At 39.6% G+C, this 14,342-nt stretch carries 11 protein-coding genes and 1 tRNA gene; 7 read left to right on the forward strand and 5 right to left on the reverse strand.

The window, feature by feature from the left end:
* Positions 1–31: 31 nt before the first annotated feature.
* From ACULEU_RS13400 to ACULEU_RS13410, 3 genes are read left to right on the forward strand one after another with little or no spacing between them, the layout of a single operon-like run.
* Entirely contained in the window at positions 32–1,354 is a 1,323-nt protein-coding gene (locus ACULEU_RS13400; RefSeq protein WP_445453066.1) for an MFS transporter, read from the forward strand.
* Positions 1,335–2,510 (forward strand): glycoside hydrolase 100 family protein, encoded by a 1,176-nt coding sequence (locus ACULEU_RS13405; protein ID WP_445453067.1) that lies wholly within the window; start codon positions 1,335–1,337, stop codon positions 2,508–2,510. Before ACULEU_RS13400 ends, ACULEU_RS13405 begins: the two co-directional genes overlap by 20 nt.
* A complete protein-coding gene (locus ACULEU_RS13410; protein WP_445453068.1) occupies positions 2,511–3,440 on the forward strand; it encodes a carbohydrate kinase family protein in 930 nt (309 codons plus the stop codon). It begins immediately after the preceding gene.
* An 18-nt stretch (positions 3,441–3,458) separates the two neighbouring features.
* Here the strand turns inward: ACULEU_RS13410 and mgtE are convergent, their stop codons facing one another.
* The 5 genes from mgtE to serS all read right to left on the reverse strand — a co-directional run bounded on the left by mgtE (position 3,459) and on the right by serS (position 9,162).
* Entirely contained in the window at positions 3,459–4,811 is a 1,353-nt protein-coding gene (mgtE, locus tag ACULEU_RS13415; RefSeq protein ID WP_445453069.1) for a magnesium transporter, read from the reverse strand.
* Positions 4,801–5,577: a 16S rRNA (adenine(1518)-N(6)/adenine(1519)-N(6))-dimethyltransferase RsmA gene (gene rsmA / locus ACULEU_RS13420; RefSeq protein WP_445453070.1), complete on the reverse strand. Its 777-nt coding sequence runs from the start codon at positions 5,575–5,577 to the stop codon at positions 4,801–4,803. The genes mgtE and rsmA overlap by 11 nt, the downstream gene beginning before the upstream one ends.
* Positions 5,578–5,655: 78 nt before the next feature.
* Complete coding sequence (locus tag ACULEU_RS13425) at positions 5,656–5,967, reverse strand: DUF4286 family protein (RefSeq protein ID WP_445453071.1); 312 nt, start codon at positions 5,965–5,967, stop codon at positions 5,656–5,658.
* 41 nt (positions 5,968–6,008) lie between these two features.
* Positions 6,009–7,787, reverse strand: coding sequence for a tetratricopeptide repeat protein (locus ACULEU_RS13430; protein ID WP_445453072.1), 1,779 nt, complete (start codon positions 7,785–7,787; stop codon positions 6,009–6,011).
* 103 nt (positions 7,788–7,890) lie between these two features.
* Complete coding sequence (gene serS, locus ACULEU_RS13435; RefSeq protein WP_445453073.1) at positions 7,891–9,162, reverse strand: serine--tRNA ligase; 1,272 nt, start codon at positions 9,160–9,162, stop codon at positions 7,891–7,893.
* Positions 9,163–9,362: 200 nt separating this feature from the next.
* Here serS and ACULEU_RS13440 point away from each other — a divergent pair, with 200 nt between their 5' ends.
* The 4 genes from ACULEU_RS13440 (at position 9,363) to ACULEU_RS13455 (ending at position 14,220) form a co-directional block, all read left to right on the forward strand.
* The gene (locus ACULEU_RS13440) at positions 9,363–11,288 is read left to right on the forward strand and encodes a M1 family aminopeptidase (protein WP_445453074.1); all 1,926 of its coding nucleotides are present in this window, start codon (positions 9,363–9,365) and stop codon (positions 11,286–11,288) included.
* Between the two features lie 74 nt (positions 11,289–11,362).
* Positions 11,363–12,688, forward strand: a complete 1,326-nt coding sequence (rseP, locus tag ACULEU_RS13445) for an RIP metalloprotease RseP (protein ID WP_445453075.1) — start codon at positions 11,363–11,365, stop codon at positions 12,686–12,688.
* A 71-nt stretch (positions 12,689–12,759) separates the two neighbouring features.
* A tRNA-Asn gene (locus ACULEU_RS13450) sits at positions 12,760–12,833 on the forward strand.
* Between the two features lie 106 nt (positions 12,834–12,939).
* Positions 12,940–14,220: a tyrosine-type recombinase/integrase gene (locus tag ACULEU_RS13455; protein WP_445453076.1), complete on the forward strand. Its 1,281-nt coding sequence runs from the start codon at positions 12,940–12,942 to the stop codon at positions 14,218–14,220.
* Positions 14,221–14,342: the final 122 nt, after the last annotated feature.

The raw sequence follows: 14,342 nt of genomic DNA on the forward strand, positions 1-14,342 counted from the left end.
CTTACTTTAGAGTAACTAATCCAAGTTTCCGATGCAAACAAAAATAAAACTGAGTTTTGGGCAAATCATCAATATGAATGTGGGCTTTTTCGGAATTCAATATAGCTTCGGGTTACAACAAAGCGCCGTAAATCCTATTTATGATTTTTTAGGAGCACAACCCGATCAAATTCCGCTACTGAACCTCGCAGGTCCGTTGACTGGATTATTGATACAGCCGATTATTGGCGCCTTGAGTGATAAAACTTGGTCGCCAAAGTTAGGCGGACGAAGAAAACCATTTTTCCTAATTGGAGCTTTAATCTGCAGTGCAGCATTATTCCTTTTTCCTTTCAGCAGTTCTTTATGGATGGCTGCCGGCTTACTTTGGATTCTGGATGCCGGAAATAATACTGCAATGGAACCTTACAGAGCTTTTATCGCTGATAAACTAGATGAATCCCAACAGCCAACCGGATTTCAAGCGCAGAGTTTTTTTACCGGATTTGGTCAGACATTGGCCAATATTTCGCTCTTTATTTTTCCCTTGATTTTTATCGGAACAACGGGCAAACTGCCTACTTGGGTATTTGCTTCGTTCTTTTTGGGTGCTATTTGTTCTATAGCTTCTGTGTGGTGGAGTTCTCATACTACCAAAGAAATTCCTCCGACTCCAGAAGAGTTACAAAGAATTCAATCTGAGAAAGTCAATATCTTGACTCCTTTTATTGATATCGCAAAAGCCATAGTCGAAATGCCTAAAGTCATGTGGCAACTGGCGTTAGTGTACTTGTTTCAATGGTATGCCTTGTTTTGTTATTGGCAGAACTCCTCCAAAAGCATTGCCTTATCGGTTTGGGATACCACGCCCGAAAAAGACATCAAGTTGTACGAAGAAGCCGTGAGCTGGACTGGTTTAGTAAATGGATGGTATAATGTAGTTACCTTTCTTTGCGCGTTCGGATTAGTCTATTTTGCCAAAAAATACTCGCCCAAAAAAGTGCATTTCAGTTGCTTATTATTGGCTGCTATTGGCTTTTTACTTTTTCCGCATATTCAAAACAAATACCTGCTTTTCCCTGCTATTACCGGATTCGGAATTGGATGGGCCAGCATGATGGGGATTCCGTATCTCATGGTTGTTTCCCATATCCCTAAAGAGCGCTATGGCGTTTATATGGGCATCATCAACATGATGATTGTGATTCCGATGTTTATCCAAACCATCACATTTGGGTATATCATGAAGCACTTTTTACACAACGATGCAAGATTAGCTATCACCTTTGCAGGCATTCTTCTGATCATAAGCGCTATTTTCACTCTTCTCATTTCAACTAAAAAACAATCATCAAGTGAATCAATTAGCCTATAACAAAGCTTTGGATTTATTACATCAGGTCGCCACTCCGAACGGATTTTTAGCCAGTGCCGAAAACACGACTAATTACAAAAGAGTTTGGGCGCGTGACGGTGTTATTTGTGGACTGGCAGCCTTGGCTTCGGGCGATGAACAACTGATTGCTACTTTTCGGAATACCCTTGAAACTTTGGCAAAACACCAGCATCCTATTGGAACCATTCCATCGAATGTTTTGATTTCCGATGAAAAAACAGAGGTAAGCTATGGGGGTTTAGCTGGTAGAGTCGATGCCGTAACGTGGTTTGTTGTCGGTGTGTGCCAATATGCTTTTTACAAAGCAGATCCATCATTTGTAAAGCAATATCAAAATCAAATTGAAAAATGTCTCGCGCTTCTGGAAGCATGGGAATTCAACAACAAACATTTGCTGTATACGCCTTTGTCCGGGAATTGGGCCGATGAATACATTACCGATGGCTATGTTTTGTACGATCAATTGCTCCGAGTTTGGGCCTTAAAAAGCTATAATTATTTTGAGAAAAGCGATACTATTTCGACTAAAATTAAAAACATAATCCAACAGATTGAAGTTAATTTCATGCCCAACAGTATCGGAGAAAAATACCATGAAAGAGCTTATAATGAAGTCCGTTTCCAGGATTTTATGCCTTGCTCGTTTTCACCTTCTGGCTACAAAATCAATTATGATGCTTTCGCAAATTCCTTAGCACTACTGCTCAACATCGGAACAGAAGAGTATCAAAATAGAATGCTACGCTACAGTTATGAATTGTCCGAACAAACAACATTGGGATTATTGCCTGCCTTTTGGCCAACTATATTTGAAACCGACGAACATTGGAACCTGCTGAAGAACAATTGCAAATACGAATTCCGAAACCATCCTTATGAGTTTCATAATGGAGGTAGTTGGCCTATGGTTAATGGCTTTTTTGGTTTGGCATTATATTCAAAAAATGAGCGTGAAAAAGCTAAAGAAATATTGGCTAAAATTAACGCGGTTAATGCTCAATTTGAATTTTCTTTTTATGAAAACTTCAATACTAAAACTGCTGAGCCTAATGGCGTTGCTTTTTGTGCTTGGAGTGCTGCAGCAACTATTTTAGTACATCAATCCCTTACTACTAATTTTAAATTTTTAATATAATTGAAGTCAATAGATATTATATGTATAGGAGAAGTATTGATTGATTTTATCGGTCATGAAATCAACACCTCTATCAATAGAACCAAAGATTATCATCGCTTTTTAGGCGGTTCACCCACCAATGTTGCCGTAAATGCTTCGCGTTTGGGATTGAATGCCGTTCTAGTTGCTTCCTGTGGTCAGGACGGATTGGGTGATTACGTCATCCGAAAACTAAAAGCTAACAATGTCAATACGGCTTATATTGGCAAATCGGAAACAGTACCAACTTCGGTTATTTTTGTATCAAAATCTACCGAAACACCCGATTTTATTCCGTACCGCCAAGCCGACTGTGAGATTTTTGAAAGTCAGTTGCCCGATGATGTGCTTCGCAGTGCCAAAATATTTCATACGACTTGTTTTGCTTTGAGTAAAAATCCAGCCCGACAAACTATTTTAAATCTAGCCAAAAAAGCAGCAGCACTTGGACTACAGTTAAGTATTGACATCAACTTTTCCGAGAGAATCTGGCCGAATCGCGAAGAAGCCATGCAGGTATTGAAAGAATATTTAGCCAACGATCCGCTGGTAAAACTGAGTGAAGACGATTGTTATCGTTTATTTGCCTGCGTAAAATCGGAAGAATATATTTTTGATTATTTTCACGGTTTAGGTGCCAAAACCATTTGCTTGACTAAAGGCAAAAACGGCGTAGTCGTTTCTGATGTGGAGAAAGGATTGTTTTTTCAAAAAGCCCAATCTATTTCAGAAATAAAAGATACCACAGGTGCTGGAGACGCTTTTTGGACCGGGTTTTTATATGCACAACTCCATCAAAAATCATTAGAAGAAAGCATGTCGATTTCTCAAAAACTGGCGGCAATAAAACTGCAACATGTGGGTCGCCTTCCGGACAATATCAATATTGAAAAACTGATACAGGAATAAGGCTTTTAGAAAAATTATTTAAAACCCAAGGATTATTTTGGCAATAGAGAAGTAAATCAATATCCCACAGATATCGTTACTTGTAGTGATAAATGGTCCGGTTGCCAAGGCCGGATCGATATTGAAGCGGTGTAATAATAGCGGTACAAAGGTTCCGATAAGCGAAGCAATGATAATTACCGAAATCAACGCGATAGTAACAATTTCTCCGATAATCAATTCTACATTCAACAGAAAATGACTTCCGACGAACAATATTACGGCTAATATGACACCGTTTAGCAAACTTAGCGACACTTCTTTTACCAAACGATTCCAAAGAGAACCACTGATGGATTGGTTGGCCAAACCTTGTACAATTATTGCCGACGATTGTACGCCCACATTTCCTGCCATCGCGGCAATAAGCGGTGTAAAGAAGAATAGATTTCCGTGATTGGTCATCGCGCCTTCAAACAAACCCAAAACCCTAACACTGATGAATCCGCCGCAAAGGGCTAAAACCAGCCATGGCAAACGGGCACGCGTCAGTTCTAAGATGCTGTCATCCGCCTCGACGTCTTGGGAGATACCTGCCGCCAGCTGGTAATCTTTATCAGCTTCATCCTTAATTACATCTACGATATCATCAATGGTAATACGTCCTACCAAGCGTCCCATTTCATCTACTACGGGAATGGCCTCCAAGTCGTATTTTTGCATGATGCGGGCCACATCGGTATTGGGCATATCTACTCTAACATAATCTACCTTTTTGATATAGACTTCACTGATCGGTGTTTTGGTAGAAGTCGTCAGCAAATCTTTGAGGGATAATCTTCCTTTTAATCGGTTTTCATCATCGACCACATAAATCGAATGTACTCGGGTGACGTGTTCCGCCTGAATCCGCATTTCTTTAACGCAAGTGAGTACATTCCAATTTTCATTGACTTTCACCATCTCTTTCCCCATCAAACCTCCGGCGGAATCTTCGTCGTAGCGCAACAGATCAACAATGTCTTTGGCGTGTTCTACGTCTTCTAATTCGGAGATTACTTCTTCTTTCTTACTTTGAGAAAGTTCGGCAATGATGTCGGCAGCATCATCGGTATCTAATTCATCCAACTCCTCTGCAATCTCTTTGGCAGAAAGGCCTTGAAGGATTTTTTCACGAAGGTCATCCTCGAGTTCCGGAAGAATCTCTGCGGTGATTTCGCTGTCCAGTATTTTGAAAATATAGGTGGCTTCGGCAATTTCTAATTCTTCGAAAATCTCAGCAATATCAGCATGGTGCATGTCATTCAGCAACACCTCCAACTCCCTATCATTTTTGGAGTGAATGAGTTGCTCAATTTGTGCTAAAAGTTCTTTGCTGATTTTAAACTGCATTGGCCTCTATTTTTTGGGTCAGTTCAATAAATTGGTCTACCGTGAGTTGCTCTGGTCTGAGGTCAAAGATAGTATCTTCTTTTAAATTATCCGAAAGGTTGAACGATTTTAAACTATTACGCAAGGTCTTGCGACGTTGCTGAAAACCTGTTTTAACCACCGAAAAGAACAGCTTTTCACTACAAGGCAACGTGAAGTTTTCTCTTCTGCGCAAACGCAAAACACCCGAATTGACTTTGGGTGGCGGATTGAAGACATTTGGTGGTACTGTAAATAAATACTCCGCTTCATAAAAAGCTTGAACCAAAACCGATAGGATGCCGTAAGTTTTACTCCCTTTCTTTTCGCAGATGCGTTCGGCTACTTCTTTTTGGAACATCCCTGAAAATTCGGGAACCTGATGCCGTAATTCCAAACATTTAAAGACAATCTGCGACGAAATATTATACGGGAAATTGCCAATGATGGCAAACGATTTGCCTTCAAAAACCTCGTTAATGTTATACTTCAGGAAATCTTTAGAAATGATTTTGCCCTCCAACTTAGGATAATGGATATTGAGATACTCCACCGATTCAGTGTCAATCTCAATCACATAGGTGGTCGTAGGTTTTTCCAAAATATATTTGGTCAACACGCCCATTCCCGGACCAATTTCCAAAGTAATGTCGTAGCCTTCATAACTTAAAGTGTTGGCTATATTTTGCGCAATAGACTCATCAGTTAAGAAATGTTGTCCGAGGTGTTTTTTGGCTTTTACGTCCATTTAGATTATTAGATTATTAGACTTCTTAGATCGTTAGATTTCTTTCTAAGAAGTCTAAAATGTCTAAGTTAGTCTGAATTAATGTTCGCTTATCAACTCCAATTCTGTCCTAAAAGCCAACATTTTGTCACCGAACAATCGAAGTCCTTCTTCTCTGAGTCTAGGTGCGTCTTCATCATAATAGCTTTGCAGCGTGGCTTTAGAGTCTGTAGTGTATTGAATAGAATAAGTGGTGCCGCCCATATCTTCCTCAACCAACACTTTGACCATACGCGCAGCCGAGAATTTTCCGGTGGCCAATACCTCTTTGATGTGTTTTTCCTGCATCCATTGCATCCATTGGTCGTGAACGCTTTCGTGTATGTTGATGGTGACGTTGTAAAGTATCATTTTTTGAATTTGAAAATTTGAAAATTTGGAGATTTGAAAATTCAAAGATTAGTATCACCTCTGAGTTTTCGGAATTTAGTTCGGGAGTCGACGTAGTAAATACTGTCTTCGTGTTTGAAGATCATTTCTTCGTAGAGCGGTTTGGCTTTGTCGACGTCTTTCAATTGCTCGTTGTAAATTTCAGCTGAATAATATAATGCTTCATCAATATAAATACTTTCTTTATGATTGGCGATTATCGCATCATAACTGGCTAAAGCATTGCTGAAATCGCCTGTTTTTTCGTAGATTTTTCCGATACGCAACAAGGTTACGGCTTCGATGTCTTCGCCTTTGTGTTCTTTTAGTAGCTGCTGAAACTGTGATAACGCTTCTTTCTTTTTATTTTGATACATCAGGAAATCGGCACGCGCAAATTTCTTTAACGCCACCTGAAGCGAATCTTCTACGGTGTTATCACTTATCAGTAAAAACAAATCTAAAGCATCGTTGGCAATCAACTGAGACGACGCTGATTTCAATACTTTCAACTGATGGGATGCCCATTCAAAATCGGTTTTGAAATAACTGGTCTTGGCGGTTTTCAAACTGGCTTCCTGTCCAATTACATCGCCAGACATGTCTTCATCCACTTGCGAATAATAGAGTAAAGCTTGATTAAATTTTTCTTCGTATAACAAAATATCGGCCAATTCCATTTTGGCTTCTGCCAACTGATAGCGGTTAATCGGCATTTCCATAGCTTCCTTCAGAATAGTTTTGGCTTTTTCTGGATTATTGAGATGAAAGGCATTAAAATCAGCTTGCAATTTTAGTAAGGAGAGCGTGTACGGACTCTTGCCAAATTCCTTTAATAAATCATCCAATTCGGCTGTAATGGCTACAAAATCCTTTTCGGTGGCATGATCCATTTTCATCTCGATGAGATAAGAATGCGCTTGGATAAGCAATTCCAAATCTTTGGTGTTTTCTAAAACGAATGTCAAGATTTCCTTGGCCGAATCCTGATCGTTGTCTTCGATGGCCATTTGTCCCAAGCTTACGATATTGGCAAAGGATTCGGGATTTCTTTTATAGATGGCTTTTTGCTGGATAAAGGCTTTTCCATATTCTTTTTGCTGGATAAACAGCCAACTCAAAAAGTCGTTCCAAAAAATGTCTTGAGTCTTTTGTGCTCGAAGCAATAGCGCTTTTTTAAGCGTATCGTTAAAAGTAGCGTCTTCCTGCTCGGTCATGAATCGGGAAATCTGATTCTGAATCAACGGCAGATTTTGCTGGTTTTGAAAGGCTTCGTCCAGAAACGTATCGATCATCAAACCCGTATTTCCTTGTTGTCCGTAGAGCATCGCCATTTGAAAATTAAAACTCAGGTTCTGGTCTTTTTCCACTGCCGTTTTATACGCCAAAAGCGCCAAATCGACCAAAGCTTTTCGTTCAAAAACATAGGCAACACCATAAACTTCCGTCGCGTTTTTTTTGATTTTATCAATGGCTTGATTGTAGTATTTAGTAGCTTTCTCCTGATTTTTCTGCAGCTGGTAATTAAAGCCCAATTCCACCAAAAGATTCCCTTGCTTGTATTTGTCCAAACGGTCTTCAATGGCTTTTTGCGATTTCTCGTACTGTTGCAGCTGCTGGTAACATTCGATTACTTTTTGAAAATAATTGTAGTTTCCGGGCTGTGCTTTTAGCAGTCCTTCATAACTTACCAATGCTTTTTCAAATTCTCCCCGATCAAAATAATTATTCGCCAATTGCTCGCTTTGGGCCTGACCCAGAAAGCAAAGGAATAAAAAAAGTATAGCGAGCCGTTTTTTCATGAGCTGTGATAAAAAAATCAATGCACTAAAGTAACACTTTTTGTGCCCGATTAGTGCAAGGATATGTTAAAAAAACCTACGGTCAATCCGAGAGGTTTCTCTTTTAGTTGATGATGTCAAATCCGGTGTATTTACGCAATACCTCAGGGATAACAATACCTTCCGGAGTTTGATAATTTTCTAAGATTCCGGCCATAACTCTTGGCAATGCCAAAGAACTTCCGTTTAAGGTGTGTGCCAATTGGGTTTTGCCTTCTTTTCCTTTAAAACGCAACTTCAGACGGTTGGCCTGAAAGGTTTCGAAGTTAGAGACCGAAGAGATTTCCAGCCATTTATCTTGAGCGGTGGAGAATACTTCAAAATCATAAGTCAATGCCGATGCAAATCCCATATCGCCACCACAAAGGCGCAATACGCGGAACGGTAGTTTTAGTTCACGCATGATGTCTTTTACGTGCTCCACCATACCGTCTAAGGCTTCATACGATTTGTCCGGATGTTCGATACGCACGATTTCAACTTTGTCAAATTGATGCAAACGGTTCAACCCTCGAACGTGTGCGCCATATGAACCCGCTTCTCGACGGAAGCAAGGCGTGTAACCCGTACAAAGAATTGGTAGTTCATTTTCTTGTAAAATGACATCTCTAAAAATATTCGTTACCGGCACTTCTGCGGTGGGAATCAAATACAAATCATCGGTTTTGTCGTGGTACATCTGTCCGTCTTTATCCGGCAATTGTCCTGTACCATAAGCCGAAGCTTCGTTGACCAAATGTGGCACCTGATACTCTTGATATCCGGCATCGGTATTTTTATCTAAAAAATAAGAAATTAAAGCACGTTGTAATTTCGCTCCTTTTCCTTTGTAAACCGGGAAACCTGCTCCCGTTATTTTAACGCCTAATTCAAAATCGATAATATCGTATTTTTTTACCAGTTCCCAGTGAGGCTGTGCACCTTCGTGTAATACCGGAATGGTACCTTCTTCAAAAACGTTTAGGTTTTCTTCGGGTGTTTTCCCCACCGGAACAATATCGGCCGGAAGGTTTGGTAACAAATACATTTTCTGTAAAAGATCATGCGCAAGAGCCTCTGATTTTTCAGACAGTTCTTTGCTGGATTCTTTTAACTGCACGGTTTTCATCTTCAAAATTTCAGCTTTTGCCTTTTCACCGTTTTTCATCAGATCACCAATGTCTTTGGACAATTTATTCGATTCGGCTAAGGTGTTGTCTAGCTCTACCTGCGTACTTCTTCTCTTTTCGTCCAATTGAATGACCTCTTCCACGAGTGTGCTCACATCCATGTTTCTTTTGGCCAAAGCCGCAATCACTTTCTCTTTATTTTCTCTGATGTAACTTATCTGTAACATGACATTTTCTTTATAAGGAGGCAAATTTAATGAAATCTTTGACAAAACCTTTGGGATACTCAAAAACTTCCTTTTGACCCTTGGTAGGCAGATGCCTACAACCAAATTAAAATCAGTAGCATAGCCCCATAAATTATCTATTTTTTGGCAGTTGTTTACTGCAATTATTGTTATATTCGCAAAAAAATTTCAAAATTGCTATGAAAAAGACCTACTTACTAGCGCTTTGCTTTTCAATATCGTTTGTTTTTGCACAAAACAACAGTTGCAAAATCAATGCTATTGCGGAGGCCGAAATGAAATCGGCTTCTCAACTGATGAATATTGAAGTCAATCCGAACACCTCTAATTACGATATTACTTATCATAAACTAGAATTTACCGTAAATCCGAATAATACCACCAAATTCATTTCCGGGAAAGTAACGACAACTTTTACCGCTTTGGAAAACATGAATACGGTTACGTTTGACTTAGCCAACCAGTTAACGGTTAGCTCCGTTAAAAAAGGAACGACTAATTTGGTTTTTGCAGAAAGCGGCAATAATGAACTGGTGATTACCTTGCCATCCACACAAACAGCTGGTACTTCGGCTACGGTGGAGATCACCTATTCGGGAACACCACCCAACAATGGTATGGGTTCTTTTGAGCGAACTACCCATAATGGAACGCCTATTATCTGGACGCTTTCGGAACCTTTTGGCGCTAGAGATTGGTGGCCTTGCAAACAGGACTTGAATGATAAAATTAACAGCATCGATGTTTACATTACGGCACCATCTACATTTGTAAGTGTTTCTAACGGTATCGAAACGACGCCTCCTGTGATTACGGGTAGCAACAAAACAACGCATTTTCACCATGGCTATCCGATTCCGGCCTATCTGATTGCCATTGCCGTAACCAATTACAATGTATACACCCAAACGGGAGGAACTGCACCTAATACCTACCCTATCGTTAACTATATTTATCCTGAGAATTACGATGAGGCTTTACCGCAATTGGATATTACTCCGGCGATTTTAGAACTCTATGAAGACCTTTTTGAACTTTATCCGTTCCACAACGAAAAATACGGTCATGCGCAATTCAGTTGGGGTGGCGGCATGGAACACACGACGGTTTCCTTTATGGCCAATTTTGACCGAGGACTAATTGCCCATGAGCTAGGACATCAATGGTTTGGAGATAAAGTAACTTGTGGTACTTGGAAAGACATTTGGTTGAATGAAGGTTTTGCAACCTATTTAGCCGCTTTGGTTATCGAAAACTTTGATGGTTTGGATGCCTTTGTTTTTGAGAAAGCCGATATGATTAACTTTATCACGTCAAGTCCGAATGGAAATCTGTATTTAACCGATGCCCAAGCGACTAATATCAACCGTATTTTCAGTAGCCGTTTGAGTTATAACAAAGGGGCTATGGTTTTGGAAATGTTGCGCTTTAAAATGGGCGACACCAATTTCTTCCAAGCGTTGCGCAATTATTTGGCCGATCCTAATTTGGCTTTCAAATATGCCGTAACGTCTAACTTAAAAAGCCATTTAGAAGCAGTTTACGGAAGCAGTTTAACCGAATTTTTTAACGACTGGATCTACAATCAGGGCTATCCAACCTATTCGATTACGGCTCAAAACTGGGGCGCCGGACAGGCTAAATTCACAATAAATCAAACGCAATCTGATGCTTCTGTTTCCTTTTTTGAAATGCCGGTTCCGGTTAGGGTTTATGGCGCTGGTGGACAGCAAGCCGATTTGGTTCTGGAAAACACTTCTAACGGTCAGGAAATTATTACTGCGGTTCCGTTCCCAATAACCAACGTCGAATTTGATCCCGAAAAACATCTGATTTCTGCGAATTCAAGCATTACCTTAGGGAATCAGAATTTCGAATTAGAAAATGCCATTGCCTTGTATCCGAATCCAAGTTCGGATGTACTACACATTCAAATGCCAAGCAGTACGACATTAGAAAAAGTAAGTGTCTACAACCATTTGGGTCAAAAAGTCATGGAAAATAATAGTACCGAATTCTCGGTATCTAGTTTATCCGCTGGAGTACACTATATTGCTATTCAAACTGCTGCAGGTACTTTTCATAAAAAATTCATAAAAAAATAAGCTAAATCAAAATATATGTGCGAGAGTAAGGTGGAAACCTTACTTTTGTGCGTTTTAATATCAATTACACATTAATGATACAAGTTGCACAGATTCTATTTATACTTTCCGTTCTTGTAATTCTGCATGAATTGGGGCATTACGTGACGGCAAAAATTTTCAAAGTCCGCGTTGAAAAATTCTATTTATTTATTGATGCCGGATTCTCGATTATCAAGAAAAAAATTGGGGAAACCGAATGGGGAATCGGATGGCTGCCTTTGGGTGGTTATGTGAAGCTTTCCGGAATGATAGACGAGAGCATGGATAAAGATCAAATGAAGAACGAACCTCAACCATGGGAATTTCGTTCTAAGCCGGCCTGGCAGCGTTTGATTATCATGCTGGGAGGTATTATCGTAAACATCTTATTAGCTTGGTTTATATACACGACGATGTTCGCTACGGTAGGACAGAAATATGTTTCTACAAAAGCCATTCAGAAAAACGGATTGGCCTTTGGAACCGTAGGTAAAAGTGTTGGATTCCAAAACGGTGATAAAATCATTGCAGTTGACGGCAAGTTTCAGGATAAGTTCAATTGGATGATTATCGATGTGTTGTTAAGCGACAAGATTGAAATTGAAAGAAACGGCAAAAAAGAAATACTAACTTTAACCGACGAACAAAAAGGCGAAATCCTATCCACAGAAGGCAAAGAGTTTGTACAACCTCGATTAAATCAAGGTGTTGTCGATTCCATTTTCCCGAACTCAGCTGCGCAGAAAGCCGGACTTGCGATCAACGATAAAATAATAGCCGTTAACGGCAAACCTTGCCCTCATTTTGACCTTTTTAAAGATGCGTTAAAGGCGAGTGCCAATGACAGCATTACCATTACGGTAGAGCGTAACAATGTTGCGACCAATTTAAAGGCTTTGGTTACTAAAGAAGGTACGTTGGGCTTCAAAACCAAGTTCTCGGACCGTGAAGATTATATCATCATCAAAGACCACTCGGTTTTCACGGCTATTCCGGCCGCTGTAAGAGAATCTTGGCAGTTGTTTGTATACAACATCAAGCAATTCAAACTTATTCTAAAACCAAAAACGGGAGCTTACAAACAAGTGAAGAGTCCGGTAGGTATTGCCCGCCAGCTACCAGATACTTGGAATTGGGAGTTTGTTTGGAACTTCACCGCGTTGTTTTCTATAGGTTTGGCGTTTATGAACTTGTTACCAATACCTGGTTTAGACGGAGGTCATGCCCTTTTCACGATAGCCGAAATGATTACCGGACGTAAATTAAACGACAAAGCCGCCGAATATGTTCAGACCGCCGGAATGATTATCCTGCTGACCTTGATGGCATTAACCTTTGGTAAAGACATCTACCAATTGATAGCCGATAAATTATTTTAATTTTTATCGTTTTTTATTTGTAAAAATTAAAATTCGTTTTATATTTGCAACCGCTTAAAAGATATACATCTTCCTCCTTAGCTCAGTTGGTTAGAGCATCTGACTGTTAATCAGAGGGTCCTTGGTTCGAGCCCAAGAGGGGGAGCAAAAGCCGGAAGTCACACCACAAAAGACTTTCGGCTTTTTTTTAAGTTCTTAATTCAGCATTGTAGTTACATTATCGTCAATAATAACGTCAATAATTGAGCTACATGAAAACCACAAAAACCACACGGAAGAAAGCCACTCGTGTTTTCTTACCAAACGGATGCTCTTACTCGCTTTCCGTTTATCCTCCTGATTGGAAGAGCTGCACCATAGCATCTTTAGAATTCGACTGGAGAATTCAATATTATTTTTATGACCCTAACTTTCCCAAACCAAAAACGCCAAAGGTCGTTAAGGGAATGAATGAATGTAAAGACCTCACATCGCGCCGGGAAGTAACTCAAGCTCTAATTGACGACGAAATAAAGGCCTTTGAGGACGGTTACAATCCCTATTTGAAAAAATATGTTTATCCGGAACCCGAAGAACCGGTTAACGAGTTACATCGAAACCTCAAATTCATAGATGCGTTCCGTGGTGCCTCAGCCAAACTCAAAGGTCTATCAAAAGAATATCTAGGCGAAATCGATTATGCCATCAATCGAATTGAAAAGGCAGCCAAAAAGCTCAATAAAATGGATGTCAAGATTTATGATTTAAAACGTAGCGAATTGAAAGCGCTTTTGGAATACATGGATTTGCCGGATGATTACTTCAACAAATTCAAAGCCTATTTTGCTGCACTGTATAAAGAATTGATTGAGTGGGAATGTTGCGAAACTAATATCACAAGGGATATTCAAAAGCGGGTTGTAGTGCGGAAGCAACGCGAAGTTTACACCAGGGAACAAATTGACCTCATACTCGAGGCTCTACGGCCAGACTATTACGAATTCTACCGATACTCAAAGATTTTCTTTTTCTCTGGTTCTCGTAGCCGGGAGCTGTTTACTGTTCAAGCCAAGAATGTGCGTTTAGATATGCAGGAATACGATATTTTGATTAAAAAGGGAAAACAGTACGTTTGGGAGACAAAAGTCATTTTCAAGAGCGCTATTCCTTTCTGGACCGAAATAATGAGCTTAGTTAAATCTCAGGAAGATTACATTTTCTCTGTTGGGCTGATTCCTGGTCCTGTTCAAATAAATTCAAAGCAAATAACAATCCGTTGGCGCACCCATGTAAAACATAAATTATCCTGGCTCGATGGTAATGTCCGAAAAATTTCAGAGTTATTGGAATTCGGTATAAGGAATTTTCAAAAAATTACAGCTGATTTCTATTCTTTGAAATACACCTTCTTGGACTTACTGGACGAGCTCGACAGTGATAATCTTGGTTATGCCCAAATCATGGCAGCGCATCGAAAAGATAGCACAACGCAAATCTATGCGCATGGCCGTAGCAAAAGGAAGAATGAGCGCATGAAGAAAATTAAGGTTTAAAAATTTATTGATACAATTTTATTTGAAAATTATCTACAATAAAAATTGAAAATTATATAATGAAAGATACATATAAAATCAAAAATTATATAATTTGAATGATTATCGCGCAAAGAAAACCC

The sequence above is a fragment of the Flavobacterium sp. 25HG05S-40 genome (assembly GCF_052654735.1).

What these genes read in the sequence shown, in the direction of transcription:
- ACULEU_RS13400 (WP_445453066.1), top strand. Translation starts at nt 32, where the DNA reads ATGCAAACAAAAATAAAACTGAGTTTTGGGCAAATCATCAATATGAAT.
- ACULEU_RS13455 (WP_445453076.1), top strand. Translation starts at nt 12,940, where the DNA reads ATGAAAACCACAAAAACCACACGGAAGAAAGCCACTCGTGTTTTCTTA.
- ACULEU_RS13425 (WP_445453071.1), bottom strand. Translation starts at nt 5,967, where the DNA reads ATGATACTTTACAACGTCACCATCAACATACACGAAAGCGTTCACGAC.
- ACULEU_RS13430 (WP_445453072.1), bottom strand. Translation starts at nt 7,787, where the DNA reads ATGAAAAAACGGCTCGCTATACTTTTTTTATTCCTTTGCTTTCTGGGT.
- rsmA (WP_445453070.1), bottom strand. Translation starts at nt 5,577, where the DNA reads ATGGACGTAAAAGCCAAAAAACACCTCGGACAACATTTCTTAACTGAT.
- mgtE (WP_445453069.1), bottom strand. Translation starts at nt 4,811, where the DNA reads ATGCAGTTTAAAATCAGCAAAGAACTTTTAGCACAAATTGAGCAACTC.
- rseP (WP_445453075.1), top strand. Translation starts at nt 11,363, where the DNA reads ATGATACAAGTTGCACAGATTCTATTTATACTTTCCGTTCTTGTAATT.
- ACULEU_RS13440 (WP_445453074.1), top strand. Translation starts at nt 9,363, where the DNA reads ATGAAAAAGACCTACTTACTAGCGCTTTGCTTTTCAATATCGTTTGTT.
- serS (WP_445453073.1), bottom strand. Translation starts at nt 9,162, where the DNA reads ATGTTACAGATAAGTTACATCAGAGAAAATAAAGAGAAAGTGATTGCG.